This is a genomic window from Microcystis flos-aquae FACHB-1344, assembly GCF_014698375.1.
In the GTDB taxonomy this organism is placed as follows: Bacteria; Cyanobacteriota; Cyanobacteriia; order Cyanobacteriales; family Microcystaceae; genus Microcystis; species Microcystis aeruginosa.
Window position 1 is genome coordinate 45,148 of record NZ_JACJSW010000221.1, and the last position, 26,551, is coordinate 71,698.

The following is a 26,551-nucleotide window of genomic DNA, read 5'->3' on the forward strand; positions in this document are numbered from 1 at the left end:
ATGAATTTTTTTCAAAAGTTAAACCACGCCATTAGTCAAAACCAGACTCTACTTGTCCTCGGTTTAGATGCTAACCCCGAAATGATGCCCTCCACCCCGGGAGAATTAATCGTTAATTTAGAACAGTGGCTCAAGTTTATTATCGATGAAACTGCCCCTTTTGTCTGTGCCTACAAACCAACTTTAGGCTTTTATCAAGCTTTGGGAGCGGCAGGGTTAGAATTATTACAGCGAATTTTAACGGCAATTCCCGATCATATCCCGGTAATTTTGGATGCTAAACACGGCGATATTAATACTAGCAGTATTTTAGCCGAGACTATCTTTAAAACTTGGCAGGTGGACGCGGTTACTCTCAATCCCTACTCCGGACAGGATCACGTTGCTCCTTTTTTAGTTTACCCCGAGCATGGTGCTTTTATCCTTTGTCATACTTCCAATCAAGGCGCGATTAATCTGCAAGAATTCCCCAGTCGCGACAATCCTTTTTATCTGCAAGTCGTCAAAGAAGCTTGCACTTGGGGAACTCCCGAACAGGTGTTTTTAGAAGTGGGAACCACTCAACCGGAGATTTTGAAAAAGATTCGCAATTTTGCCCCCGAAAGATTGATTTTATTACGCAGTATTTGGGAAGACAAAAGTAAATTCTCCGAGTTAATTACTGTGGGTTTAAATAGTCATGGCGAGGGTTTATTAATTCCTGTACCCCAAGACTTTTTATCTCAACCCGATTTGGGGGCAAAAGTCAAGGATTTACGCGAGGAAGTCAACAAAATTAAACAAAATCACCAGCAAGAATCGAGCGGAGATGATACTTGGACTGCTAACGTTTGTCTTTTAAAACAACATCCTCATCAGGATTTAATTCTACAATTATTTGATATTGGTTGCTTGCTGTTTGGCGATTATGTGCAAGCGTCGGGAGAAACTTTTTCCTATTATATTGATCTGAGAAAAATTATCTCTAATCCTAATATTTTTCAGCAGGTAATTGAAGCCTATGGAGAAATATTAAAAACCTTGACATTTGACCGCATTGCCGGTATCCCCTACGGCTCTTTACCTACAGCCACGGGTTTATCTTTATTATTAAATCATCCGATGATTTTCCCCCGCAAAGAAGTAAAAGCTCACGGCACAAGAAGAGTAATCGAAGGTAATTTTCAAGTGGGGGAAACCGTGGTAGTGGTGGACGATATTTTAATTTCTGGCAAAAGTGCGATCGAGGGGGCAGCAAAGATTAAATCGGCGGGATTATTAGTTAATGATATCGTGGTTTTTATCGACCATGGTGGCCCTGTTAAAGAGAAACTTCGTAGTCATGGTTATCAAGCTTATTCGGTTTTAACCCTAGCAGAAATTACCGATACTCTCTACGAAGCGGGAAGGCTGACAGAAGCAGAATATAGCTGTTTTTTAAATCGCTCCCATTGATATTTAGGGTTTGCGGCAAAAAGTAGGGGCGAAGCATTCGGATAGAATATCTAGGGTTTCACCGATAGGTTATTGCCCGAATGCTTCGCCCCTACAGGACGCGGGCCGATGAAGAGGCCAGGTTTTGAACCACGATTCTCTCAAAATCTTGCACCTGTGGGAGCGAAACAGAACCCTAAAACCCTTACCTCGTCTATATTTCACATTTATTCAGCAAGCTCTACTTAGTTTCTAGCCTTCTTTTTCGGTAGGAGAATCGCCGAATCCTTTCTTGGAGCCTTTTGCCTTTTGCCTGTTGCCTGTTGCCTTCAGAAGCTGATTACTGATCACTGATTACTGATTACCGATCACTGAAAATTGTTAAGAAGCTTGACTGCGTAATACCTTTAGGGTATTGAGGAGCTTGCTTTCTTCTTTTTCCTCAAAAATAGTTAAATCTTCGGGTTTACAACGTTTTATATGTAATTTAATTCCCTGCGCTCCTTCTGTTTTCAAATCTTCTTCGTAACCAGCTTGAGCGACCACAGCCTCGTCTTTAGCGAGAAAAGGACCGAAATAATAAGTACATCTGGGATAGTCGGTTTTAATCTCGACCCAGTAGGCTAATCCGAACATTTCCAGTAAGCTAATCAAAAATTCTTTCATTTCGTTCCCCATCTAAATCTACTCTGGTGGTTTTGTTACGTTCGTTTACATTTCGCAAACTTCCTTCCTATTTTATTTATACTTTCTCCTTTTGGCTATTGGGAGTGTCGAAAAATACAGATTTTCAGTCGGGGGAATTTTGCCAGCGTTGCCGGTAAACCTCGTAAAGAGCCATAGCCGCCGCCACCGAAGCATTGAGACTGGGGGTTTTGCCTGCCAAGGGGATAGATACCAACTCATCGCAGGACTTTTGGGTCAACAGACTCAAACCCTCTCCCTCCGAACCTAGCACCAATCCTATCGCACCCGTTAAATTAATTGTGTGTAAGGATTTACCACTTTTTGCCGCCGTGCCGTAGAGCCAAAAACCAGCCGCTTTTAATTCTTCTAAAGCACGATTGAGATTAACCACCCTAGCGACGGGTAAATATTCCAAGGAGCCGGCCGCCACTTTCATCACCGTCGATGTCACCCCGGCGGCGCGACGTTGGGGAATAACTACCCCCTGACAACCCATAGCTTCGGCGGTGCGAATAATTGCCCCTAGGTTATGGGGATCCGTGATCCCTTCAGCGATGACGATGACGGGGTGGCGACTTCTGCCCTTAGCTTTTTCGATCAGATCGGCTAATTCGATATACTCATAGGGGGACATCTGGGCCGCAATCCCCTGATGATTGGCCTTATTGGTAATCTGATCGAGACGCAGATCATCCACCTCATCAATTACCGTGCCGTTGGCCTTGGCTTTTTCTAAGAGGGTATGATAACGGGGATCGTAACGGAGTCGATTGACCACCCAAATCCGATTAAGTTGGCGCTCCTCCTCCATGGCCGTTAAAACCACCCGGCGACCGTAGAGCAGATCATCAGCTTCTTGGTTTTCTGGAGTTACTGCCGGGGATTTAGCCAGAATTGGCCCGGTTTTCGGCCGCGAGGGCCGGCGAAAATTACTATTATCGGACTTGCCACGAAATGGTCGATCGCTCATGATTGGATGGATTAAGAGTAAAGTCGGGAATCGTCCCTGAGGGCTATAATTCTAGTTTTTCTAATAGTTGATGTAATCTTGAGGGGTCTTGCAGATAAAGATAGCCGAACAGGGTTTCTAAACTGCTGGCCTGCTGATAGACTTGGGCTGTCAGACGACGGCGTTTTCCCGTGACCGCATTGCGTCCCCGGCGCAGAATTTCTTTTTCTTGGTCCGTCAGATAGGGCTGCAGTTGTGCTAAATCTAAAGCCTGTTGTTCGGCCCTGACTTTGCCCACCACCTGAGCGTGATAGTCTCCCAGACGCTGGGGCGGCAGTAAATAATAGGTGCGGATGTATAATTCATAAACAGCATCCCCTAGATAGGCCAGAGAAGCAGGCGATAATCGGTCAAGACCCTCTAGGAGTTGTGACCCCTCGCCACTTAGCTGTAAGCGAATTTTTTCGAGAGGAGATTCCACGATTTACGCTTTTTCTAGATATTTGATCGCCGCTTCCAGGGTGGGTTGCAGGGAAAAAAACTTCTCCAATCGCACCAGTTTTACAGTTTGAGTTACCCGGGGATTGGTAACAATTTGTAAACTGCCCCCTTCGGTTTTGGCCTTTTTCACTAATTTTACTAAGGCCCCTAAACCGGAGCTATCGATAAAATCAATCTGAGCGAGGCTAATAATCACATCCTTGGGACCTTGCTCCACATAGCCTTCGATCACCTTACAAAAAGTCGGTTCGGAAAAGGCATCTAAAAGACCCGTCAAACGGAAAATTTGGTACTTATCTCTGACCTCACGCGTGCCTCGCAAGCTGACGGTCAAGTTAATTGCTTCTGGAATAATCGCCTCCTAGCTCTAGAGCCGTAAAAATCAAAACCCTAGTATATCCTAAAAATTTACGACCGACCCTTTTTTGCTTGCCGCATTAAATCGACAAATTTGGCGAACAGATAATCGGCATCGTGGGGGCCGGGACTGGCTTCGGGGTGGTATTGTACCGAGAAAAAGGGCAAAGACCTGTGTTTTAAACCCGCTACGGTGCGATCATTGAGGTTGAGATGGGTAATCTCCACTTGCGGATTTAAAGAAGCCTCCTGCACGGCAAAACCATGATTCTGACTGGTAATTTCCACCTGTTGCTGCAGTCCACAGGGTTGATTTAACCCGCGATGGCCAAATTTCAGTTTAAAGGTTTCTGCTCCTAGGGATAGGCCTAAAATTTGATGACCCATACAGATGCCAAAAGTGGGTTTTTCCCCTTGCAAAAGTTGCTTGGCTAGGGCAATTCCTTCGGTGACAGCCGCCGGATCTCCCGGTCCGTTAGAAAAGAAAATACCATCGGGATTATAGGCGGCGATTTTTTCCGGGGGACTGTCGGCGGGAACCACGATCACCCGACAACCGTAGCTGGCTAAACGCCGGAGAATATTGCGTTTGATGCCAAAATCGATCGCCACCACCGTTAACGGTTCTTGATCACTATCAATTGGCGCAAATTCCCAGGCGGACGGGGTGGGAGTCGTCCATTCGTACACTTCCTTGGTGGTAACTTCTTTAACGAGATTTAACCCGGCCATACTGGGGGCCGCCTGCACCAGCCGCAGTAAATCGTGATAATCGAGTATTTCCGTAGAAATTGCCCCATTCATCGCCCCAACCGAGCGAATTTTGCGGGTCAGAGACCGGGTATCGATGCCATAGATGCCAATAACATGATGATCGGCCAGATAATCCGGTAGGGATTGGGTAGAACGCCAATTACTGGGCCGGTGGCAGATATTTTTGGCGATCGCTCCTTTCACCTGGGGACGAATTGACTCCTCATCCTCGGGGTTAACCCCCGTATTTCCCAATTCCGGATAGGTAAAAGTGACGATTTGACCAGCATAACTGGGATCGGTGAGGACTTCCTGATAACCAGTCATCCCTGTGTTAAAGACAACTTCGCCGACGGTGGTTCCCTGGGAGCCGAAGGAATAACCCTCGTAAACTGTACCATCGGCTAGAACTAATAAGGCTTTTTGACTAGCAGCACTTGATATCATCGTCAATTTTTTAATCTTGAGTAGTGGTGAGAAACAGAAGTCAAGGATAGACTAGAACAGGGACTAGAAAACGAATTGCTTAGTTTTAATTGGCTAGGGCGTTTTATGATTAAGAGTACGTCCGCTCAAAGACAACAGCTTCCCCTGACTAGCCATCGGCAAAATCCTATCGCTTAAAAAATAACTATATAAGTAATATGAGTCCAAGAAAACTGACTGATGCCACGAAAAAAGAAATTCTTAAGCTTTATCGGGAAACGGAGGCCACCACTTCCACCTTAGCCGAGCGTTATGGCGTGAGTAGCTCTACGGTCAGTCGTTTTCTCAAAAATTCTTTTTCTAGCGAGGAATACGAGCAATTAATCCAGAAAAAACGCTTGGCCCGTAATCCTCGTGGCCTCGAGGAGGAGGGAGCAGCAGCGGATTTACCGGAAAAAGCGATCGAGGTGATTAGTTTGCGGGCAGCCCACATCGCAGCTAAGGATGAGCAGGCTTTTCAGCAACCGATCGCTTCTGTGGAACAATTAACCCTGTTAATGGATACCTCTTACCCGCCAGAAGCAGATAATTCGGAATATATAGAAATTAATGGCGATAAACCCCTAGAAGACGCTAATTTAACCGAGTTTTTCGTCGAAGCTATCGAGGAAGAGGAGGAGGAAGATGAGCTTGACGAGGATTGGGATGAGGATGAAGATGAGGAGGATGAAGATGAGGAGGATGAAGATGAAGATGAAGACGAGGAGGAGGAGGAACTAGCGGGGAGCTATTTAGGCCCGACTATCGTTAAAACAGCCCAATTACAGATATTACCCCTATCGGCGGCGGCTTTTCCCAAAACCTGTTACTTGGTCATTGATCGCGCTGCCGAATTAATCACCCGTCCCCTCAAGGATTTTGCCGAATTGGGTAAGGTTCCCCCTCAGGAAATCCAGCAGCGCACCCTCCCCATCTTTGAAAGTCATCGCATCGCTCGTCGTTTCTCCAAGCGCAAGGAAAAAGTGATTAAAGTTCCCGACGGTCGCCTGATCGAAAAAGCTCACGCTCAACTGGAAGCTAAAGGGATCACCCGTCTGCTCATGGATGGTCGTATCTACGCTTTAGAGTAGGGAATTAGGGGATAGGAGACTTTTCAGTCTCCTCCGAACCCGTTGCTGAGGGTGGGGACTCGCACAGGTTCACAGCTGGCTGTTGACTCCAGCAGGTTCACTGCAAGGGGAAGCCAAAAAAGGAAACAAGCAGCCATGAACAATAACGAGATTGTGACTGTTCTCAAGGCTTTCTGTCAAGCCTGATTGAGATGCTCTTACCCTGTCATTTTAGATGAGTTTACCCTAAGAAAATATGCCAATCTCATTCAGAGTAGAACTAGCTTACCAATAATCGGCTATTAGTGAGCGAGGTTTTTTCTGGATTTATCACCAGGGTTAGTGTAGTTCAAACTGGTATTACTTACCCAAGTTTTGGTTATCTGGTCAATAAAATATCGAAATATGCAAGAAAACGGAACCGCCGAGAATGTTTATAAGTTTTCTAGTACCCTATCTCCTTCCGATCCAAGCTATGTGGATAGAAGGGCTGATCTGGAATTGTACCAAGCTCTGATGAACAGTCAGTATTGTTATATTTTCAATTCTCGCAAAATGGGCAAGTCGAGTTTGACGGTACGCATCCAAACTCAAATTGAAGCCCAAGGAGTTGCCTGTTCCCGTATAGACTTAAATGAATTGGGGACATCAGTAGATCAATCTAGCTGGTATCATTCCTTAATTATTGAAATTGCCGAACAATTAAAACTAAACATGACGGATTTAGAATCTTGGATTGCCAGTCAATCTGTTTCTAATGTTGGGTTACTTAGACAATTTATTAAAGAAATTTTATTGAGAAAAATTTCAACCGGCATTGTTATTTTTATTGATGAAATTGATGTGGTTAGAAAACTACCTTTTGCTACTGATGACTTTTTTGCTTACCTTAGGTCTTGTCATGAAAAGCGAGTTATTAATGCAGATTTTAATCGTATTTCATTTGTTTTAATTGGCACGGCTACCCCCAATCAATTAATTCAGGATAGTCAAAGAACTCCTTTCAATATTGGTAAAGCAATTGAATTAAATGGACTGTCGTTAGAAGATAACTGTCAACCCTTGATGCAAGGACTAGAAGGGTTGGGTGTGTCCCCTCAAGAAATTCTACAAGAAATTTTTAGCTGGACTAATGGTCAACCTTTTCTAACTCAAAAATTGTGTTATTTAATGGCCAAGTTTAAAGTTCAAATACCTCGGTCTCTCTTATCAGCTTGGATGCGAGATTTTGTTTATAAACACATTATTGATAACTGGGAAAAAAAAGATGAACCTGCTTTTTTATCAAGTATAAGAGAGCGACTTATTTATCATCCTGACCAAGGGTATTTACTAAGGGTTTATGCTAATGTTTTAAAAGGTAAATTGGTGAAAGCGAGTAACACACCAGAACATGATGAATTATTACTATCTGGATTAGTTATCGTCGATAATCAGGGCTATCTTAGAGTGGCTAATGCTATTTATCAGGCAATTTTTAATCAAAAATGGTTATATAATGTATTAGCAGCTAGTCGTCCTTATCAATCGGAAATTGCTAAGTGGGAAGACTCAAATTTTACCGATACAAATTGTTTACTGACAGGTAAAAAGTTAGAGGAATCTAAAAAATGGCAAGAAGATAAAGAATTAGATAGTATCGATTATCGTTTTTTAGCCGCATCTGAAAGCATTACTCGTCAAAAACAATCTCGTTTATTTATGTTAGCAGCGGGAATATTTACTAGCATTGTTACAGGGTTACTTGGGTTGGGATTCTACCAGTCATGGCTGTTACCTTACTTTTATAAAATCCCCTATACTAAGGAGCCTGAACTATTTAGCCAAGGCGAAAAAAAGCTACTTATTAAACAGGAAAATTTTTATAAAGATCGGGGTATTTTGGCTTTTAAAAATGCTAATTATCTGGAAGCTAAACAGTTATTCAAAAAAGCCTATCTTGCTCATGCTGAAGATGCAGAAACATTGATTTATTATAATAATGCCATCGCTTATTTAAGTAATAATTATGTGACTTTGGCGGTGGTTATTCCCAGTGGCAAAAAAAATGAAATTTCCCAAGAAATCCTGAAAGGGATTGCTCAAGCACAATATTTATTTAATAGCCAATTACCGACAAGTGCGAATAATTTATTTTTAAATATCGTTATTGCCAATGATAATAATGATGAAAAAGTTGCTAAGATAGTCGCCAAGGAAATCGTTAAAGACCCCAAAGTTATTGGAGTAATTGGACATTATTCTAGTGAAGCCACCTTAGCAGCTTTACCTATCTATGAAAGAGCCAAAATTACTTTAATTTCTTCTACAAGTTCCTCGAATGTAATTGAGAGTGAATACTTTTTTAGAACCGTTATCACCAATGAAAAAATTGGTGAAACTTTAGCTAATTATGCCAGCCAACATGATCTAGATAAGGTAATTGTTTTTAATAATTCTAACCAGATTGATAGCCAAGAACTTACTCAAGAGTTTCATCAAGCTTTCCAAAAAAAAGGCGGTAAAATCACTAAAGTAATTGATTTATCATCTTCCCTAGATATTGACGCAGAAGTTTTAAAAGCATTTTCCCAAGATCAAGTTAGAGGAATTGTCTTATTTCCCAGTTTGGAATCAGCTTCTGTGGTAGTAGAATTATCCCATACTCTTGAACAGTTGAATACCAGCACCACTCCAGAACTGAAAAATAAGCTAGTTCTTTTAGGGAGCCATTCCATGTATGAACATGAAATGTTGGTTGATAGCGGTAAATTTATTGATAATTTAGTTTTGGCTGTGCCTTGGTTTTCCCATCTAATTAAGTCCCAAAATTTTGTCAGAGATGCTCAAGCTTTATGGAAAGAAGATATTAGTTGGCGAACCGCTACCAGTTATGATGCGGCCCAATCATTTATAGCTGCTATTAGAGCCTTGCAATCCCAGAATAAAATTTCTTCAGAGTTGATACAAGAATATTTAGAAAACCTCAATCTTTCGGCCAGTTTGACCTCAGGCAATTCTCTCAGGTTTGTAGATAATGAATCCGAATCTAATCGAGAACCAATTACTGTCAGGGTTAAGAGTAAGTTAGAAGCAAAACTTGAAAACTCAATTCAGTTTCAATTGGAATCTCAACGAGACTAATCAAGCAAGTCGTCAAAATATACTTGATACAAATTGCAACGCACCTCTAGGGTATCATAACTTTTGTGGATCAGTCCCAATCGTTCCAAAAATTGGACAGATTCTCCTTTCATTTGAGCCGGAGTCAGAGCTTTTTTCTGAAGAATTTGCCTAAAAATATTCCGTAGGTTAGCATTACTTTTCAGATATCTCATCAGTAGGAAAAAATGACTTTGAAATGGCTCTCGTCCCTGCAAGGCATCATCTAGAACCTTTTCTAGAGAATTCCCTTCTTGCAATTTTACCAAGATTAACTTAATTAAATAAGGATTACCTCCCACTAAGTTCATGACCTTGTGAACATCTGATAACGTCCAATTCATGCCATTAACTTGAGCGAAAGAGAGAACTTGTTCCGCATTAAAATCCGATAAACTAGCCACATAACCTACACCAATTAAGGGAGAGGCATAAAAATCGTAGTTGCTATAAAATTCCGTTGAATGAATAATAATTAAGCGTAGTTTCCGCCAAGGTTGAGAACGTCTTTCATGCCAACTTCTGAGAATACCACAAATTTCATTACCGATTGTTTCAGTTTCCAAAATTGTATCAAATTTTTCAAAGACAAAAACCAGAGGATTAGCACTGGGTTGGAGAACATATTCCTCTAAATATCGTCGAGTTTTGTGGGCAGGAGTTCCGGGACGAGACCAAAATTTATCGAGAAGAGATTCGTTAATCTTTAATTCTTGGGTAATGGTACGACAAATCGACAGCAGCAAGTCTTCACAACTAAGGGCAATAGTGGCTTTTTCCTCCTCACAATCAATGATAACTGGTTGATAATTATCTTGTTTGAGATGATGGACTAACCAATTAACTAAACGGGTTTTGCCACTATTATGAGGTGCGCGAATTCTTAGCAACGATTGTTCTTGCTGAAGAACTTTGAGACAATTTTCCTCCAGAGGTGGACGTTTCACATAATCCTTAATATAGGTCTGATAATCCTGTTGTTTTTCCTCATCTAAAGAGGAGAGAATAGCAGCAATTGCGGGAGATTGATGTTTACTTTTGTTTGCCCACTCTTGATCAAAGCTCCTTAGGTTAGTTAAAATATCATGACCCCGTTGCCAAAAAGTAATTTGAAAAGTACGAATTTTCCCTTGATTATTGAGACGATGATCTTCCAAAATACCTAAAAACTTTTCGTTAAGATATTCCGTCAAAGCATCCCGAATTTGCCATAACTCCAGCCTTTGACCACATTTTTCAGTCAGCATTTCTAAAGCATTAAGTTCGGCTTGAATTTTCAATTTTTTCTCATTAATCCAGCTAAATTTAATCGCCAGATTTTCACAATTATCCACCTCGTAGTTAGCAAACTTTAACAGAGCATTAAGCAGATATTTGGTTCTTTGTCTGGGAATATCCCCATAGGTAACTTTTCTAGACATTATCTCAAGTTTAGTAATTAAGGACTTTGCCGGTAATTGAAAAATTTAAGTAATGATTTGGTTACGGATTAAACTTAAAACAGTGAGTTTCCTATCCTCCTTTTTGAGTGCAAGCTTCGCTCCCCTGTTTAACGGCGTGCGCTAAATCCAAGCGAATCGATTTTTAGGGGTACTGGCAAGGTTTGATTCATCCTCCACAAAGGTTTCTCTGCTATTTTATGAGTTTTTTCACCTACCCACTTAGCCCTATTTGGCGGGCCTGGTGGTTGTGGCTGTTGACCATCCAAGTATTTCCAAGTAGTAACATGAATTTCCCGTTATGGCAACGATAGCGGATTTTTCTAGACGACCTTGACCACATCTCTCAAAAAAATTTTCCGCAAAACCCCGAAGTTCCCCAAGGTTTTTCTCCACCCCCAAGTTACTCAAACTCCAGTCTGGGATAGCAATTGAGGGCAAGAAAAATTAGCCTTTGACTGTGGGTGTACTCACAATGCCATAATCAACCACAACAAGGTTCAGATTTTCTTAATAGTCTTTTTATCCTTGCTATGGCAGCACTTTGACCGATATCTGTCTGGCTATTTTGTGCCGAATTAGACAACTCCACTGGTTGACCGACTATGACTAAAATTGCTGATATTGCCTACGTTACCTATCAACATCCGGATTTAGACCTGTGCGAACGTTTTTTGAGGGATTTTGGCCTGATTACCGCAGTTAAAACCGATACAGCCTTGTATATGCGAGCTAGAGGCAAAAAACCGTTTGTCTATGTCGTAGAATGGGGAAAAGAAGCTAAATTTGTCAGTTTTGCCCTAGAAGCGACATCAGAATCGGTCTTACATGAACTAGCCACTTTAGCCTCCGCTTCGACCGTGGAAACCCTGTTCACCCCCGGCGGTGGTCAGCGCATCAAAATTATTGACCCCAACGGTTTTAACCTAGAATTGGTCTATGGTATCGAGGAAGTGGAACCTTTGCCGATTCCTGAACCCCTAGAATGGAATCACGCTAGTCGGAAAACCCGTTTAGGTCGCACCCAAAGGCCGAAAAAAGAACCCGCACCTATTTTACGTCTAGGTCATCTAGCTATTGATGTCAAAGACTTTGAGGAAAGCTATCACTGGTATCAGCAGACTTTTGGCTTAAAAGCAACAGATTTAATTTATTACGGCCATCCCAGTTTACGGGTCGGGGGTTTTCTTCGTTGTCAACGGGGAGAGGAATGGGTTGATCATCACACCATCGCCATGTTGCAAGGTTCTCACCCCAAAGTCCATCATACTGCCTTCGAGGTGCAAGATTTTGACTCTATTAAAATCGGCCACGATTGGTTACGAGAAAAAGGATGGACTCCTGTGTGGGGTATTGGTCGCCATTTGTTGGGAAGTCAAGTGTTTGACTATTGGCAAGATCCTTTCGGTAGCCTCATTGAACATTTTACCGATGGGGATCTTTTCGAGCAAACCACCGAGCCAGAACTTCATGCGGGTGGGTTAGATATTCTCTATCAATGGGGACCGGCGATTCCCGAAAGTTTTTTAGGTTAAACCGTTGAAAACGTCTCATAAAAGGGTTTAGATGATGAATATTGCTGAAATATTTCAAAAAAGACGCTCTACTCGTAAATTTCGCACCGATGCCATTCCCGAAGAAATTTTAGCCGAAATTTTTCGTTTAGGATTCCAAGCTCCCTCTAGTTATAATTTGCAACCATGGCGATTTATAGTGGTTAGAGAACCAGAAAATAAGGCAAAATTGCGAGAATTCGGCTTTGAACAAGATAAATTAGTCGATGCACCCGTGGTTTTAATCTGTTGTGGCGATCGCCAAGTTAACCATCGTGGTTACATTAATCAAGTGATTGAGTTAGGAAAACAAGAGGGGACGATTTCCGAAAAACGGGCCAAGTTCATGCACATGGCCATTCCGCCTTTTTTCCAATTTAAACCCTGTTATCAGTCTCCAGAAGCTTGGAGCAACCGACAGGTTATGATTGCGGTTACTTATCTCATGATAGCGGCGCAAAGCTTGGGGGTGGATAGTTGTCCCCTAGAAGGATTTGTGGCTAAACCCTTGCGCGAGTATTTCCAAATTCCCGATACGGTCGATGTCTGTTGTCTCTTAGCCTTGGGATACGCTGATGAACCCTTGAGCGAGTATGGGGGACGTTTTGGGACTCAGAAGCTCTGCTATGGCGAAATTTACGGAGAAACCTTTAATTTAAGCCCAAATCACCCCTAGAGTGACCGTCGCCCCCCGTCACCAGAAACTTTTCCCGGTGCGAGAGGATTAAATCTTTGTCTTCGATTCCATTTAATAATAGGGAGTAAAAAAATGACTCTTTGTTTAGATACTAAGCTTAATTTGTCAGAAATAAGCAATTTAGTCGATATTATTCGTTATCGCGCCCAATACCAACCCCAAAAAACGGCTTATACCTTTTTAGTCGATGGCGAAACCGAAGAAAAACGCCTTACCTACGGGGAATTATTTCTGGAAGCGCAAGCGATTGCCAATAGTCTCCAATCCATTCTATTACCGGGGGAACGAGTTTTATTAGCATACCCTTCGGGATTAGAGTTTATTACTGGGTTTTTCGGCTGTTTATTAGCAGGAGTAGTGGCAATTCCAGTCAATTTGCCCAAGAAAAACCAAAAGATGGCTCGCTTAACTTCTATTATTAATAATTCGCAAGCAAGCTTACTTTTAAGCACACAATCGGAATTAGACCAATTAAAAAGGCAACTAGACAGGGACATTCCCTTTCTAGCTACGGATAGCTTAACCGGCAAAAGTTTAGCCGAAGACCACCCCACTCAGATAAAAGCAGAGACCTTAGCCTTTTTACAATACACCTCCGGTTCCACGGGGACTCCCAAAGGAGTGATGGTCAATCACGAGAATCTTTTGACCAACCTCCGAGATTTAGATTTAGGTTGGGAACACGATGAAAAGAGCGTTATGGTGACATGGTTGCCAACTTTTCATGATATGGGGCTGATTTATGGCATTTTACTGCCTTTTTATCGAGGATTTCCCTGTTATCTCATGTCCCCGGTTTCCTTTTTACAACGTCCTTTCGGTTGGTTAAATGCCATCAGCAAATACAGGGCCACCCACACTGCCGCCCCTAATTTTGCCTATAAACGTTGTCTTGACAAGATTAAAGAGGAGCAGCTGGCGGATTTAGACTTAAGCAGTTGGAAAGTGGCTTTAAATGGCGCAGAAACGGTCAGAATAGAAATTTTAAGCGAATTTGCTCGTAAATTTGCCCCCTGTGGTTTTGAGTTTGCCGCTTTTTGTCCGGGTTATGGTTTAGCCGAGGCCACCTTAAAAGTTGCTGCTGTCAGGAAAAATCAAGTTCCTCAAATCTGCTGGGTTGAAAAAGCCGCTTTAAACCGTCATCAAATCGTTTTTACGGAAAAAAGCCCAAATTCTCAATCCTTAGTCAGTTGTGGACAAACAGAAATCGACACAGAAATTGCCATTGTTAATCCTGAAACCTGTCAACGCTGTCCCTCCCAGCAGGTGGGAGAAATTTGGGTGAAAGGCAAAACCGTTGCCCAAGGCTATTGGCAACATCCCGAAGCTACAGAAAAAACTTTTCAAGCAGTTATCGCCGATACCGGACAGGGTTTTTATTTGCGTACAGGGGATTTAGGTTTTATTCATCAGGGTCAACTATACATCACCGGACGCTTGAAAGACCTGATGATTATTCGCGGCGGTAACTACTATCCCCAGGATATCGAACAGACCGTAGAACAATGCTATCCCGACTTTTGCCCCAGTGGAACTGCCGCCTTTACCGTAGAAATCGAGGCAGAAGAAAAGTTAGTCCTGGTTCAAGAGGTGGAAAGAACGGCAATTCGCCGTTTTAACCAGCAAAAAGCCCTAGAAGCAGTTCGTCGAGCGGTTTTTCAAGAACACGAATTGCAAGTTTATGATATCGCTTTTATCAAACCCGCATCTCTGTCCAAAACTTCTAGCGGCAAAATTCAACGCCACGCTTGCCGTCAACAGTATTTAAACCAGCAACTTCCACTAATTTCATCTCCTATGCCGACGCTAACCCCCCCCCTCAGCAGTCACCAAGCTGGCCCCACAACCGCTAGTCAAGAAAAAACCGAGCAAATCTTGACTTGGTTGCGAGATTACGCCAAAACTCGCATTAATTCCCATCTGATTGATGACCGTCGTTGTGTGCCGCCCTATATTGTCATGGATTTTGGCAATCAAGGACTGATGGGAATGCAGATTCCTGAAGAATACGGGGGAATAGCCCTTAATAATCGCAATTTTTTGCAGGTGATGGAACAATTAGCCGCCATTGATTTAACTCTGGCGACGATGGTCAGTCTCAATAACAGCTTAGGTATCCGTCCGCTGCTCAACTACGGGACTATTTCCCTCAAGCAAGAATTATTACCTCTTTTAGCGACAGGAAGACAATTATCCTCCTTTGGCATGACGGAACCGGAAGCAGGAGCGAATATCGGGGCAATTAGTACCGTTGCAGTGCCGGATGGCCGAGATAAATGGCGAATTCGCGGCCTTAAGCGTTGGAATGGTTCTGCTTGGGCCGGAATGATTAATGTTTTTGTCCGTTTGCTTGATTCGGAAGAACCGGGGAATAACGGTTTGACAGGTTTTCTTGTCCGTCAAGGTACCCCCGGTCTGCGTTTGGGACCTGAATCCCTAACTATGGGATTACGGGGAATTATGCAAAATGCCATCTATTTTGAGGATGTTTTAGTCACTAAAGAGCAATTGCTGGGAGAATTGGGCAATGGCACTGAACCCGCCGACGATGCTTTACTTTATGCCCGTTTAGGTATTGGCATGATGGCAGTTGGCGGCATGAAACGCTGTTTACAATTAATGTTACGTTATGCCAGCCGTCGTTCGATCGCTACCGGTAAATTGCTAGAAAGTCCGATTACTTTAGCCCGTTTTGACCATTTAACTGGGGCTACGGTGGCCTTGTCCAGTCTCTTAAAGTGTATCACCACCGCCTTAGACCAAAAAGTTGCCGTTCCCAGGGAAATGGCAGTTATTGCCAAGATTACGGGGGCTGATTACCTCTGGGAAGCGGCCGATAGTCTCGTTCAGATGCTCGGGGGTAGAGGTTACATGGAAACTAATCTTGCCCCGCAAATTCTCCGGGATGCCAGAGTTTTACGAATTGGCGAAGGTCCTAACGAAAGTTTGAAAATCTTTTTGGGCAAAAGTATCACCCATACGGACAAATTAGGCGAATTTCTGACAAAAGTTCTGGAAGCGCCCGAGATTGCCCTGCAACTCCACAGCACCGCCCAATCTATTAATCAGCGTTGTCTCCAGTCTAATCTCTGGGGTGATCGTTCTGCCGCCTTAGCTTGGGCCTATTCTTTAATCGGAGAATTGGGTTGTTACGCCGCTTTAGTAGCAACAACAGCGAAAATGTCCCAAATTCACCCCGGGGAAAAGTACAGTCATGCCCTAGCTTGGAGTCAATTGCAGTTTGATTTATGTGTGCAGAAAGCTCTCCGGGGAACACCCGAAGAAAACTTTGCTTCTTCGGTGGCGACTATCCGCGATCGTATCCTCGATTATAGTCAATCTATTGATGATATCGAACAACGTCTAGAGGGTTCCGATTATCAACTCGACGAGTTATTGACGTTGGAACCAGAAGCTAAACAGACTCATCCTCAAGCTGAAACTTCTCTGGTCGAAATTGCTAGTCAACCGCGGCAAGACCGAGTAAATAGCCCCTCTAGTCCGAAAAAGTCCCTTCTTAGCCAACAAACTCCCGAAAAGGTGGAAATGTGGTTAGGTAATTGGTTACACCAGAAATTAAAGGTCAATCCAGCCACTATCCAAACCAGCCAGTCTTTTGCTGATTTTGGCTTAGATTCAATTTTTGCCGTGGAATTAGCCCAAGATCTTGCCGATTGGTCGGGAATCCCCGTCGAAGCCACCATTGTTTGGAATTATCCCACTATTGATAGTTTGGCAGAATATTTAGCTAACCAGATTAATCAAAGCAATAATGGGGCTGAATCGGCAAATAATCGAGAAAAAAGCGAAATTTTAGCAGTTTTACCCCAAATATCCGAAGAAGAAATCTCTGCTTTCTTTAGTTAATCGCTGGTGGGGATAGGATAGCTAATTTCCCTTGTCCTATCCCCCACCTCGGAGTCACGGGGACAATTGTGACTATGCTACTAAATTTTCCCATCCCGACAGTATCAAGGTTTTTCCCGCTTATCCGTGACTTTTTCCCGAGCATAACCTGAGATGAAAGTGACGTGACATAACAAGACAAGAGTTGTTAGGAAGATGAATCAACAAAAACAAGCTTTTTTAGAACAATACAAACACCTCGATGCAATGGTCAAAGCGCAAACCGAACCCATCGCTATTGTGGGTATGGGCTGTCGTTTTCCCGCAGGAGTCAATGATTCCGCAAGTTATTGGCAGTTATTGGTTAATGGCATCGATGCAGTAACGGAAATTCCTCTAGAACGTTGGAATATTGCCGACTATTATCACCAAGATGCCGATGTTCCGGGGAAAATGTATAGTCGGGAAGGGGCATTTTTAGACAAAGTTGACGAATTTGACCCAGCTTTCTTCGGCATCTCACCCCGGGAAGCCGCCGCCATGGATCCGCAACAACGGTTACTGTTAGAAGTCTGTTGGGAATCCCTAGAAAATGCGGCTATTGCGCCAGAAAGTTTGATTAATAGTCAAACTGGCGTATTTATGGGCATTTTTCGCGATGATTATGCCCAATTATGTTTTCATCAAGGCGTAGTCAATCACATTGATGCTTACAACAGTTTAGGAACCAGTCGCGCTATTGCCGTCGGCAGAATCTCTTATCTATTTGGGTTTCACGGTCCGACTCTGCAAATTGATACGGCCTGTTCCTCCTCCCTCTTGGCAGTACATTTGGCCTGTCAAAGTCTGCGCGGCCAAGAATGTAATCTCGCTTTAGCGGGGGGTGTGAATCTGATGTTAACCCCGGCCACTGCGATTAGTAATTGTAAATTAAAAGCCGTTTCTCCCCAGGGTCGCAGTAAAACCTTTGATGCTTCGGCCGATGGTTATGGTCGGGGCGAAGGTTGCGGTGTCGTGGTCTTAAAACGTCTCAGTGATGCTCTCCGAGATGGCAATCTTATTTTCGCCCAAATTCGCGGTTCGGCTGTCAATCACGATGGAAAAAGTAATGGCTTAACCGCCCCCAATGGTCAGGCACAGGAAGCTTTACTCAGACAAGCCCTCGAAAGAGCGAAAATTCAACCTAAAGATCTACAATACGTCGAAGTTCACGGTACAGGTACATCTTTAGGAGATCCCATCGAGGTTTTATCCTTAGGGAAAATTTATGGCCAGGGTCATAGCCAAGATAATCCCCTGATTTTGGGAACCGTGAAAACTAATATGGGGCATCTGGAAGGAGCTGCGGGAATTGCGGCGTTAATTAAGACAGTTTTACAGCTACAAAATCAGCAAATCGCCCCTAATCTTCATTTTAAGAACCCTAATCCCTATATTCCCTGGGAAAAACTGCCGGTCAAAATCCCCACCACTCTTACCCCTTGGTTGGTCAGAGAAGGAGTCCGACGGGCTGGAGTGAGTGCTTTTGGGATGAGTGGCACTAACGTCCATTTAATCGTTGAGGAAAGCAATTTTGAGCGGCTTGGTGACGAAAAACCTCATTTAGAACGTCCTTGTCATTTAATTACCCTTTCGGCGAAAAGTGAGCCGGCCTTACGGGAATTAGCTCAACGCTACTACGATTTTTTCGGTCAAAATTCCCAGACGGTCATGGCAAATGTGGCCTACACCGCTAATACTGGGCGATCGCATTTTGAGCATCGTTTAGCTATTCCCTTTCTGGCTCAAAAACAGCTTGAGCAAGCTTTAAAAGACTTTATTAGGGGTGAAAATCGCTTTTCAGGTCAAAAAAGTCTTTTAACCTCGAAAAAAGCCCCTAAACTGGCTTTTATGTGTACGGGACAGGGTTCACAATATCCCGGAATGGCTAGGGAACTCTACGAAACGCAACCGACTTTTCGCCAAACTTTAGAGAAATGTGACGAAATTTTACGGAGCTATGGGGTGAAATCCTTACTGCAAGTGTTATATGGGGACGAAAAAACCAGTCAGTTGATTAATCAGACTTTTTACAGTCAAATTACCCTATTTTCTCTGGAATATGCCCTCGCCCAGCTCTGGTTATCTTGGGGAGTGAAACCCGATGCTCTCATCGGTCATAGTTTAGGGGAATATGTGGCCGCTTGTTTAGCGGGAGTCTTTAGCTTAGAAGACGGTTTGAAGTTAATTGCCCATCGGGGACGCTTAATGCAGACATTACCGAAAAACGGCATAATGGCGGCAATTTTTACCGATTCCGACACCGTGACCAATCATCTGAGGAAGATTAGGGGCATCTGTACCATTGCTGCGGTCAATAGTCGAGAAAATACAGTCATTTCTGGCGAAACTGAGGCTATTAACCATTTAATCGCTAACTTTAATCAGAGAGGCATTGAAAGTCAGACTTTAGGGGTTTCCCATGCTTTCCATTCTCCCTTAATGACGGGTATGGTGGGGGAATTTGCCAAGATTGCCGAAACTATCACCTATAATTCCCCACGTCTTCCCCTTATTTCTAACTTGACTGGGGATGTTATCGATGCAGAGATAGCAACTTCCCAATATTGGGTTAATCATCTACTGTCTCCCGTAGAGTTTGCCCGGGGTATAGAAAGATTAGGAGAGTTAAATACGGAAATATTCCTAGAAATTGGCGCAAAAACCACATTAATTAACCTAGGTCAGCAAAATCTCCCCGACCGAGGTCTCTGGTTAGCTAGTTTATCCCCAAAACAGTCGAATTGGGAAACCCTACTCCAAAGTTTAGCGACCCTTTATGTAAAAGGGGTCAAAATTGACTGGAATGGATTCGACCTGGATTATTTACGCGAAAAAATCCCCTTACCTACCTATCCCTTCCAAAGAAAACGCTATTGGTTAGATTACATTGATTCTCAGCTAAAAACCCCGACAGCAGTAGCTTTCCACCCTCTCCTACAGCAACCGCTGCATCTATTGGGGTCAAAGGATGTTCACTATCAATCCTCTCTTTCTCCCTGCTCTCCGAGCTATCTGCAAGAACATCAAGTTTTTGGCCAGGTAGTTTTCCCGGCCGCGGCCTATCTAGAGATGATTATAGTGGCAGCCGGTCAACAATATCCCAATCAGCAGTTTACTATTGGCCAATTGAGTCTGAATCGACCCTTAATTTTCTCAGAAAACCAGAGTAAAAAGGTACAGTTAAGCTTACTAGCGGGGGGACAATTTCAGATTCTCAGTCTTGGGGAAGGGGAAGTTTCCCTACTGCATCTATCCGGTAATTTAACCAATGAAAACCAGGACTTACCCAGCGGCAATTGGACAGATATCCGGGACCGTTGTCACCAAAAAATCGAAATCGCACAGCATTATCAGGACTGTGTAAGTAAAGGAGTGAACTACGGGGAAAGTTTTCGAGTTATCCAGCAACTTTACCGCAATCAGTCCGAAATTGTCGCAAAAATTCAACTTTCTTCCCATCTACTCTCGCAAGCGGTGGATTACCAGCTACATCCTGTCTTACTTGATGGTTGCTTTCACGCTATGTCGGCACTATTTCCCGCGGGGAATACCACCTATCTTCCCACTAATATTGACCGATTGACCTTTTCGGGAGTTAAGGACACCTCTATATACTGTCATGGTCGCTTCAGCCATAGCAATTTGCAAAACGGCATCTTAATCGCTGATTTGACTATTTTCAGCGAATCGGGTCAATTAATTAGCCAAATTGACGGATTAACCTTTCAACAGGCCCGGCCAGAAACCCTCTTTTCCCAGACCAACGACCTCAAGGATAGTTTATACGAAATTACTTGGCAAGCCACGGACTTGACGGGAATGGATTGGACAGAAACAGGAGATTGGTTAATTTTTGCTGACAAAAAGGGAGTGGGGCAACAATTAGCCGAAAAATTGGTGCAACAAGGGCATAGATGCCAACTTATCACCGAAAACAATCGCCAGACTTGGCAATATCTCCTCAAAAAACCCTATCAAGGTCTAATTTATCTCTGGGGAATCGATGACGACCAAGCTTTAGAAAATAATCAAAACCTAGCCGCCACTCAAGAGCGAATTTGTGGAACTTTGCTGGAAATAGTGCAAGAACTAGGCAAAATAGAGGTTAATTACTCTCCTCGCCTCTATATTGTCACCCAATCGGCTCAATACATTCCTTCTCAGCCCACAGTGATTGCCCTTGCCCAAAGTTCCCTCTGGGGATTAGGACGGACTATTGCCCTAGAATACCCAGAATTGCGCTGTCTGTGTCTAGATGGAGATAAATTTCAGGATAGCCACACCTTAGCCCTAGAGGTGTTCCAATCTTTACAAAGTGCGGAGGAGGAAAATCAAATCGCTTGGCGGCAAGGCCGGAGCTATGTGGCTCGTTTAGGGCGATTTATCCCGAAATCGTCGCTAAAAAACCGAGAAATTGCCGAAAATGCCACCTATCTTATTACTGGTGGTCTAGGGGCCTTAGGGCAGCAAGTGGCTAATTGGTTAAGGAAAAAAGGAGCAAAATGCCTCGTCTTACTGAGTCGCCGGGGAATAACTCCAGAAACCCAACCAATTATAGACCAATGGCGACAAGAGGGAACCAATGTAGAAGTTTTTGCCGCCGATGTTAGCGACTTTGGCCAAATGCGTCGGGCTTTTGAGATAATCGAGCAACAGTTACCCCCCTTAAAAGGCATTATTCACACGGCCGGGGTGTTAGAGGATGCCAGCTTATCCAAACAGACTTGGGAGAAATTTGAGCGCGTCTTTTCCCCCAAAATACTCGGCGCTTGGAATTTGCATCTCCTCAGTCAAGAAGTGGATTTAGACTGGTTTATTAATTTTTCCTCGATGGCCTCGGTGTTAGGGTCTTCTGGACAGAGTAATTATGCTAGTGCTAATGCCTTTTTAGATAGTCTAGCCCATTATCGTCAAGCGCAAGGACTGCCGGCCCTGACCGTTAATTGGGGTCCCTGGGCAGAGGGTGGTATGGCCGAAAATTTAGGCGAAAAAGCGAAAAAAAGGCTAATTAAACAGGGTTTTACCCCTCTTGATCCCCAAAAATGTTTACATCTCCTCGAAACATTGCTGACGACTTCTCGGACACAGGTAACTGTCGCTTCTCTCAATTGGAATAGCTTTTTTAACAGTTTCGAGAATCAAAAAATTCCGCCTTTATTACGAGATTTCCAGAGTTTTTCAGCCCAAAAATTAACCCCAGACAATAATTTTATTAATGTCTTAAGGACAGTACCAATTGAGGAGCGTTTTGCGGCTTTGACTGCTCATGTTCAAGGGATTGTAGCGGAAATTCTCGGTATTCCAGCTAGAGAATTTACCCAAGTTGACCAAGGTTTTTTTGAGTTGGGAATGGATTCTTTAATGACGGTGGAATTACGCAATCGTTTAGCCAAGGATTTAGGTAAATCTCTGGCGGCAACTATCACTTTTAAATACCCAACAGTGACCAGTTTGGTCGATTATCTAGTAGCTGAAGTTATTGACCTTGACTTTAGTTTAAAACCCTTAGCAATAGGACTAAATCAAGATAACAATCTTGATCCCCTCAACGAAGAAGATTTATCCCTAGAAGAATTGTCCGATTTACTGCTACAGGAGTTAAATTCCTTAAGCTAGAAAAGCAGACCTCAAACCCTATCTAAATAACCTGTTTACCATGACACAAATACCTGCCAAAACCGATCAAATGAGCTTAATAAAAGATGCCTTAAATCAAATTAAGGTCTTAAAAACTAAGCTACATACCCTAGAAAAAGCCAAAAATGAACCAATTGCAATTATTGGTATGTCCTGTCGCTTTCCCCAGGGAGCTAATTCCCCGGAAACTTTTTGGGAATTATTGCAATCAGGAACCGATGCCATCAGCGAAATTCCGCCGCAACGCTGGAATATTGACAATTATTACGATCCTAAACCCGATGCAAGGGGAAAAGTCTATACCCGTCACGGTGGCTTCTTAAATCAACCGATAGATCAATTTGACGCTGATTTTTTTGGTCTTTCTCCCCGGGAGGTAGCACAAATGGATCCGCAACAGCGATTACTGCTGGAACTAGCCTGGGAAGCTCTGGAAAATGCGGGAATATCACCCTTAAATCGGCGAGGAAGTCAAACGGGGGTATTTATAGGCATGATGACTCAAGATTACTCCCATTTTAGCCATCATCCCGATCTGATTGATGCCTATACGGGAACGGGAAATGCTAAAAGTGTAGCTTCGGGACGTTTATCCTATCTTTTTGGATTTCATGGCCCAACTTTAACGGTTGATACTGCTTGTGCCTCCTCTTTAGTCGCTGTTCATTTAGCCTGCCAAAGTTTACGCAATAACGAGTGTGAAGTTGCCCTAGCCGGGGGAGTCAACCTAATGTTAACTCCCTTCGTTACTATCATGGAATCCCGCGCCCAGATGTTGTCTCCTGACGGTCGTTGTAAAACCTTTGATAGAACAGCGAATGGCTATGTGCGGGGAGAAGGCGGCGGTATTATAGTTTTAAAGTCTTTATCTGCGGCTATTCGGGATAATAACTTGATTTTAGGACTAATTAAAGGTTCGGCTGTTAACCATGGCGGTACGAGTAGCGGTTTAACAGTTCCCAATCAACTTAGTCAAGAACAATTGATTCGTCAAGCTTTAAAAAATGCTCAGGTAAAGCCAGAGGACATTAGCTATATTGAGGCCCATGGAACTGGCACTTCTTTGGGCGATCCCATTGAATTAGGTGCATTATCGACAGTTTTTGCTAAAAATCCCCACCCGGTTTGGGTTGGTTCCGTCAAAACCAATATCGGCCATCTAGAAGCGGCCGCTGGTATTGCCGGACTGATGAAAGTGATTTTATGCTTGCAACATCGACAAATTGCCCCCCATCTCCACTTCCAGCAACCGACACCCCATCTAGACTGGGAAAATCAGCCGCTGAAAGTTCCGACTAAAAACCGTGAATGGGTTAGTGAAAATTCTGCTCGTTTAGCTGGAGTTAGTTCTTTTGGCTTAAATGGCACTAATGCCCATATTATTCTCGAAGAATACCCTTACGAACCTCAAACGACTGCGGCACCTGATTCATCGCCCTATCTGTTCACCCTCTCAGCCAAGACCGAATCGGCTTTAATCAAACTAGCCCAAAAATACGCACATTACCTAGAAAATGCGAAAAATGTGGCTTTAAGCTCCATTTGTGCTACTAGCAATCGCAGTCGCTCCCAATTACCCCATCGTTTCACCTGTATTGTCTCTAGTCACTGCCAACTTCAAGAAAAATTAGCCGCTTTCGTTCAAGGTGAACCGAGTTCTTTTCGCCCAAAAAGTGAATTTAATGGCAAAAATCGGGCAAAAATTGCCTTTCTCTTTCCAGGACAGGGTTCTCAATACCCCGGTATGGGAAGGGAACTATACCAATGTTATCCTCTATTTCGTCAAACACTCGATCGCTGTGCTGAGATTCTCCGTCAATATGGCGACTATTGCCTAACGGAGATTATTGACCAAGAAAATCATCTCAATCAAACTTTTTACAGCCAACCTGCCCTATTTGCTCTCGAATACGCCCTTTTTAAACTCTGGGAATCCTGGGGAATTAGCCCCCATGGAGTTATGGGTCATAGTTTAGGGGAATATGTGGCCGCCTGTGTTGCTGGAGTCTTTAGTTTAGAAGATGCCTTAAAATTAGTCTTCTATCGGGCTAAATTGATGGATTCTGTGGGAAAAAGTGGTTCAATGGTCGTTATCTCGGCTAGTGAAGCTGAAATTACTCCCTTAATTGCCCCCTATCAATCTCAGGTCGCTATTGCCGCTATTAATGGTCAGGATAATATTGTCCTGTCCGGTGCTGCAGAGACCATAGAAACCCTGGTAAAACAGCTTCAGGTCAAAAATCTGAAAATTACCCGGTTAAATGTCTCTCAAGCTTTTCATTCCCCTCTGATGGAGGAAATTTTAGACGAGTTCCGACAAGTTGCTGAAACTATCACCTATCATCCCCCTCAACGAGCCTTAATTTCTAACCTTAATGGCAACTTAGTCAATTTTGAGGTCACTACTCCCGATTATTGGTGTCGTCATCTCCGGTGTTCTGTTCGCTTTGCCGATGGGATAAAAACCTTACTGGACAACGGTTATGAGCTATTTGTCGAATGCGGCTCCCATCCCGTTTTATCGGCCATGGGCAGCCTACTGGATAAAAATTATTCTTGTCTTTGGTTGCCCAGTTTGCGTCGTCAAACCTCTGACCGACAACAGATCCTCGAGAGTGTCAGTCAGCTTTATCTGCGGGGATTCGCCCTGAATTGGCAAGAGATAACGGCCAATCAAGACAGTAAACCCTGTATCTTACCGACCTACACCTTTGAAAGAAGTAGTTATTGGCTAAAAACAGGCGACTTGACCGCAGAAGAAGCGCAATTATTGCCTAAATTGTCGAAATATCTCCTAGAAACACCTCCTCAACCGCCAGAAGTTGTCAAAACCACCACTGCATCATCTTCTGGTCATCTAATTACCCTTGACTCTCTTTTGGCCACACCCGCAGAGAAACAGCTTAAACAACTAGAAACCTACATTATCGGTGTTTTAGAACAGATTACCGGTTTATCCATGGTTAAGCTACATAGCAAGCAACCGCTCTCTAGTTTAGGCTTAGATTCTCTCATGTCCAGTCAATTACGACGTCAACTAGAGGAGGATTTAAAAATTATTGTTCCCGTAGAATACCTAGCGGGATTGAGTATTGAGCAGTTTTTACCGCAAATATTCAACTTAATCATCCAAAACTCCCAACCTGCAACTAGCAACAAAACTCCTCTCCCCTCAAAACAGAAAAAACCAATCAAGACGACTAAAGCCGAAAATATCTCTAATGATCCGAAACTTTGGCTAATTCGCAAACAAGCTAATCCTAACGCCCGCATTCGTCTATTTTGTTTTCCCTACGCCGGTGGGGGTGCCTCCGCATTCCAAAATTGGCTGAATTACTGCCCCAAGGAAGTGGAATTTTGGGCGATTCAACTACCCGGACGCGAAACGCGTCTTCAGGAAACTGCGATTACATCGCTAAAATCCCTGATTAATCGTCTCATTCCGATTCTGACTCCCTATTTAGACCAACCTTATGCTTTTTTTGGTCATAGCATGGGTTCTTTAATCAGTTTTGAATTAACCAGAGAATTAGCTAAAACTCGCCAAAATCTACCCCAACATTTATTTATGTCTGGATTTCGAGCGCCTCAAATTGTCAATCCCGATTTACCCATTCATCGTCTGGGAGATGAGCAATTTTTAACAGCTTTAGGTCATTTTCAAGGAACCCCAGAAACTCTCCTCAAAAATCCTGATTTAATGGCGGCTTTTTTACCAATTTTACGAGCAGATTTCAAACTCCTAGAGACCTATTCTTATCAACAAGGTCAACCCTTAAATTGTCCTATTACCGTTTTTGGAGGCCACAACGATGCCAAGGTTTCTGCCGATCAATTACAACAATGGCAACTGCAAACCAATCAAGATTTTGTCCTGCATACCTTACCCGGAGGACATTTCTTTATCAATCAACATACGGAGAAAATTATGAAAATAATTTGCCACAGTTTACGAGAGTTTCCTGAACAAATGACTGCCTAATCAACCAATTATTCAAGGG

14 protein-coding genes are annotated in these 26,551 nt (G+C 43.3%); 8 read left to right on the plus strand and 6 right to left on the minus strand.

Annotated elements, in window-relative coordinates:
* Positions 1–1,434 carry a bifunctional orotidine-5'-phosphate decarboxylase/orotate phosphoribosyltransferase gene (locus tag H6G48_RS23830; protein ID WP_147069116.1) on the plus strand — a complete coding sequence of 478 codons (1,434 nt, stop codon included), beginning with the start codon at positions 1–3 and terminating at the stop codon, positions 1,432–1,434.
* 360 nt (positions 1,435–1,794) lie between these two features.
* Here H6G48_RS23830 and H6G48_RS23835 read toward each other — a convergent pair whose 3' ends face one another.
* The 5 genes from H6G48_RS23835 to carA all read right to left on the minus strand — a co-directional run bounded on the left by H6G48_RS23835 (position 1,795) and on the right by carA (position 5,107).
* Positions 1,795–2,091 (minus strand): DUF1816 domain-containing protein, encoded by a 297-nt coding sequence (locus H6G48_RS23835; RefSeq protein WP_147069117.1) that lies wholly within the window; start codon positions 2,089–2,091, stop codon positions 1,795–1,797.
* A 112-nt stretch (positions 2,092–2,203) separates the two neighbouring features.
* Entirely contained in the window at positions 2,204–3,070 is an 867-nt protein-coding gene (rlmB, locus tag H6G48_RS23840; RefSeq protein ID WP_190723599.1) for a 23S rRNA (guanosine(2251)-2'-O)-methyltransferase RlmB, read from the minus strand.
* A 43-nt stretch (positions 3,071–3,113) separates the two neighbouring features.
* Complete coding sequence (locus H6G48_RS23845) at positions 3,114–3,530, minus strand: Mini-ribonuclease 3 (protein WP_002763883.1); 417 nt, start codon at positions 3,528–3,530, stop codon at positions 3,114–3,116.
* Between the two features lie 3 nt (positions 3,531–3,533).
* Positions 3,534–3,884, minus strand: coding sequence for an STAS domain-containing protein (locus H6G48_RS23850; protein WP_002793971.1), 351 nt, complete (start codon positions 3,882–3,884; stop codon positions 3,534–3,536).
* A 74-nt stretch (positions 3,885–3,958) separates the two neighbouring features.
* Positions 3,959–5,107 carry a glutamine-hydrolyzing carbamoyl-phosphate synthase small subunit gene (gene carA / locus H6G48_RS23855; RefSeq protein WP_190723600.1) on the minus strand — a complete coding sequence of 383 codons (1,149 nt, stop codon included), beginning with the start codon at positions 5,105–5,107 and terminating at the stop codon, positions 3,959–3,961.
* A gap of 197 nt (positions 5,108–5,304) precedes the next feature.
* On the opposite strand from carA, the gene H6G48_RS23860 reads away from it, so the two are divergent.
* Together H6G48_RS23860 and H6G48_RS23865 are read left to right on the plus strand one after the other, a co-directional pair.
* A complete protein-coding gene (locus H6G48_RS23860) occupies positions 5,305–6,216 on the plus strand; it encodes a helix-turn-helix domain-containing protein (protein ID WP_190723601.1) in 912 nt (303 codons plus the stop codon).
* A gap of 384 nt (positions 6,217–6,600) precedes the next feature.
* Positions 6,601–9,318, plus strand: a complete 2,718-nt coding sequence (locus tag H6G48_RS23865; protein ID WP_190723602.1) for an AAA-like domain-containing protein — start codon at positions 6,601–6,603, stop codon at positions 9,316–9,318.
* On the opposite strand, the gene H6G48_RS23870 is transcribed toward H6G48_RS23865, so the two are convergent.
* Positions 9,315–10,757, minus strand: a complete 1,443-nt coding sequence (locus tag H6G48_RS23870; RefSeq protein WP_190723603.1) for an AAA-like domain-containing protein — start codon at positions 10,755–10,757, stop codon at positions 9,315–9,317. The two genes, H6G48_RS23865 and H6G48_RS23870, sit on opposite strands and share 4 nt — an antisense overlap.
* 623 nt (positions 10,758–11,380) lie before the next feature.
* Here H6G48_RS23870 and H6G48_RS23875 point away from each other — a divergent pair.
* The 5 genes from H6G48_RS23875 to H6G48_RS23895 all read left to right on the plus strand — a co-directional run bounded on the left by H6G48_RS23875 (position 11,381) and on the right by H6G48_RS23895 (position 26,532).
* Complete coding sequence (locus tag H6G48_RS23875; protein WP_190723604.1) at positions 11,381–12,310, plus strand: VOC family protein; 930 nt, start codon at positions 11,381–11,383, stop codon at positions 12,308–12,310.
* A 34-nt stretch (positions 12,311–12,344) separates the two neighbouring features.
* On the plus strand, positions 12,345–13,004 hold the full coding sequence (locus H6G48_RS23880; protein WP_002741314.1) for a nitroreductase family protein: 660 nt from the start codon (positions 12,345–12,347) through the stop codon (positions 13,002–13,004).
* Positions 13,005–13,097: 93 nt separating this feature from the next.
* On the plus strand, positions 13,098–16,892 hold the full coding sequence (locus H6G48_RS23885) for an AMP-binding protein (RefSeq protein WP_190723605.1): 3,795 nt from the start codon (positions 13,098–13,100) through the stop codon (positions 16,890–16,892).
* Positions 16,893–17,087: 195 nt separating this feature from the next.
* Positions 17,088–22,529, plus strand: a complete 5,442-nt coding sequence (locus tag H6G48_RS23890) for a type I polyketide synthase (protein WP_190723606.1) — start codon at positions 17,088–17,090, stop codon at positions 22,527–22,529.
* Between the two features lie 40 nt (positions 22,530–22,569).
* On the plus strand, positions 22,570–26,532 hold the full coding sequence (locus H6G48_RS23895) for a type I polyketide synthase (protein WP_190723607.1): 3,963 nt from the start codon (positions 22,570–22,572) through the stop codon (positions 26,530–26,532).
* The last annotated feature ends 19 nt before the right edge of the window (positions 26,533–26,551 follow it).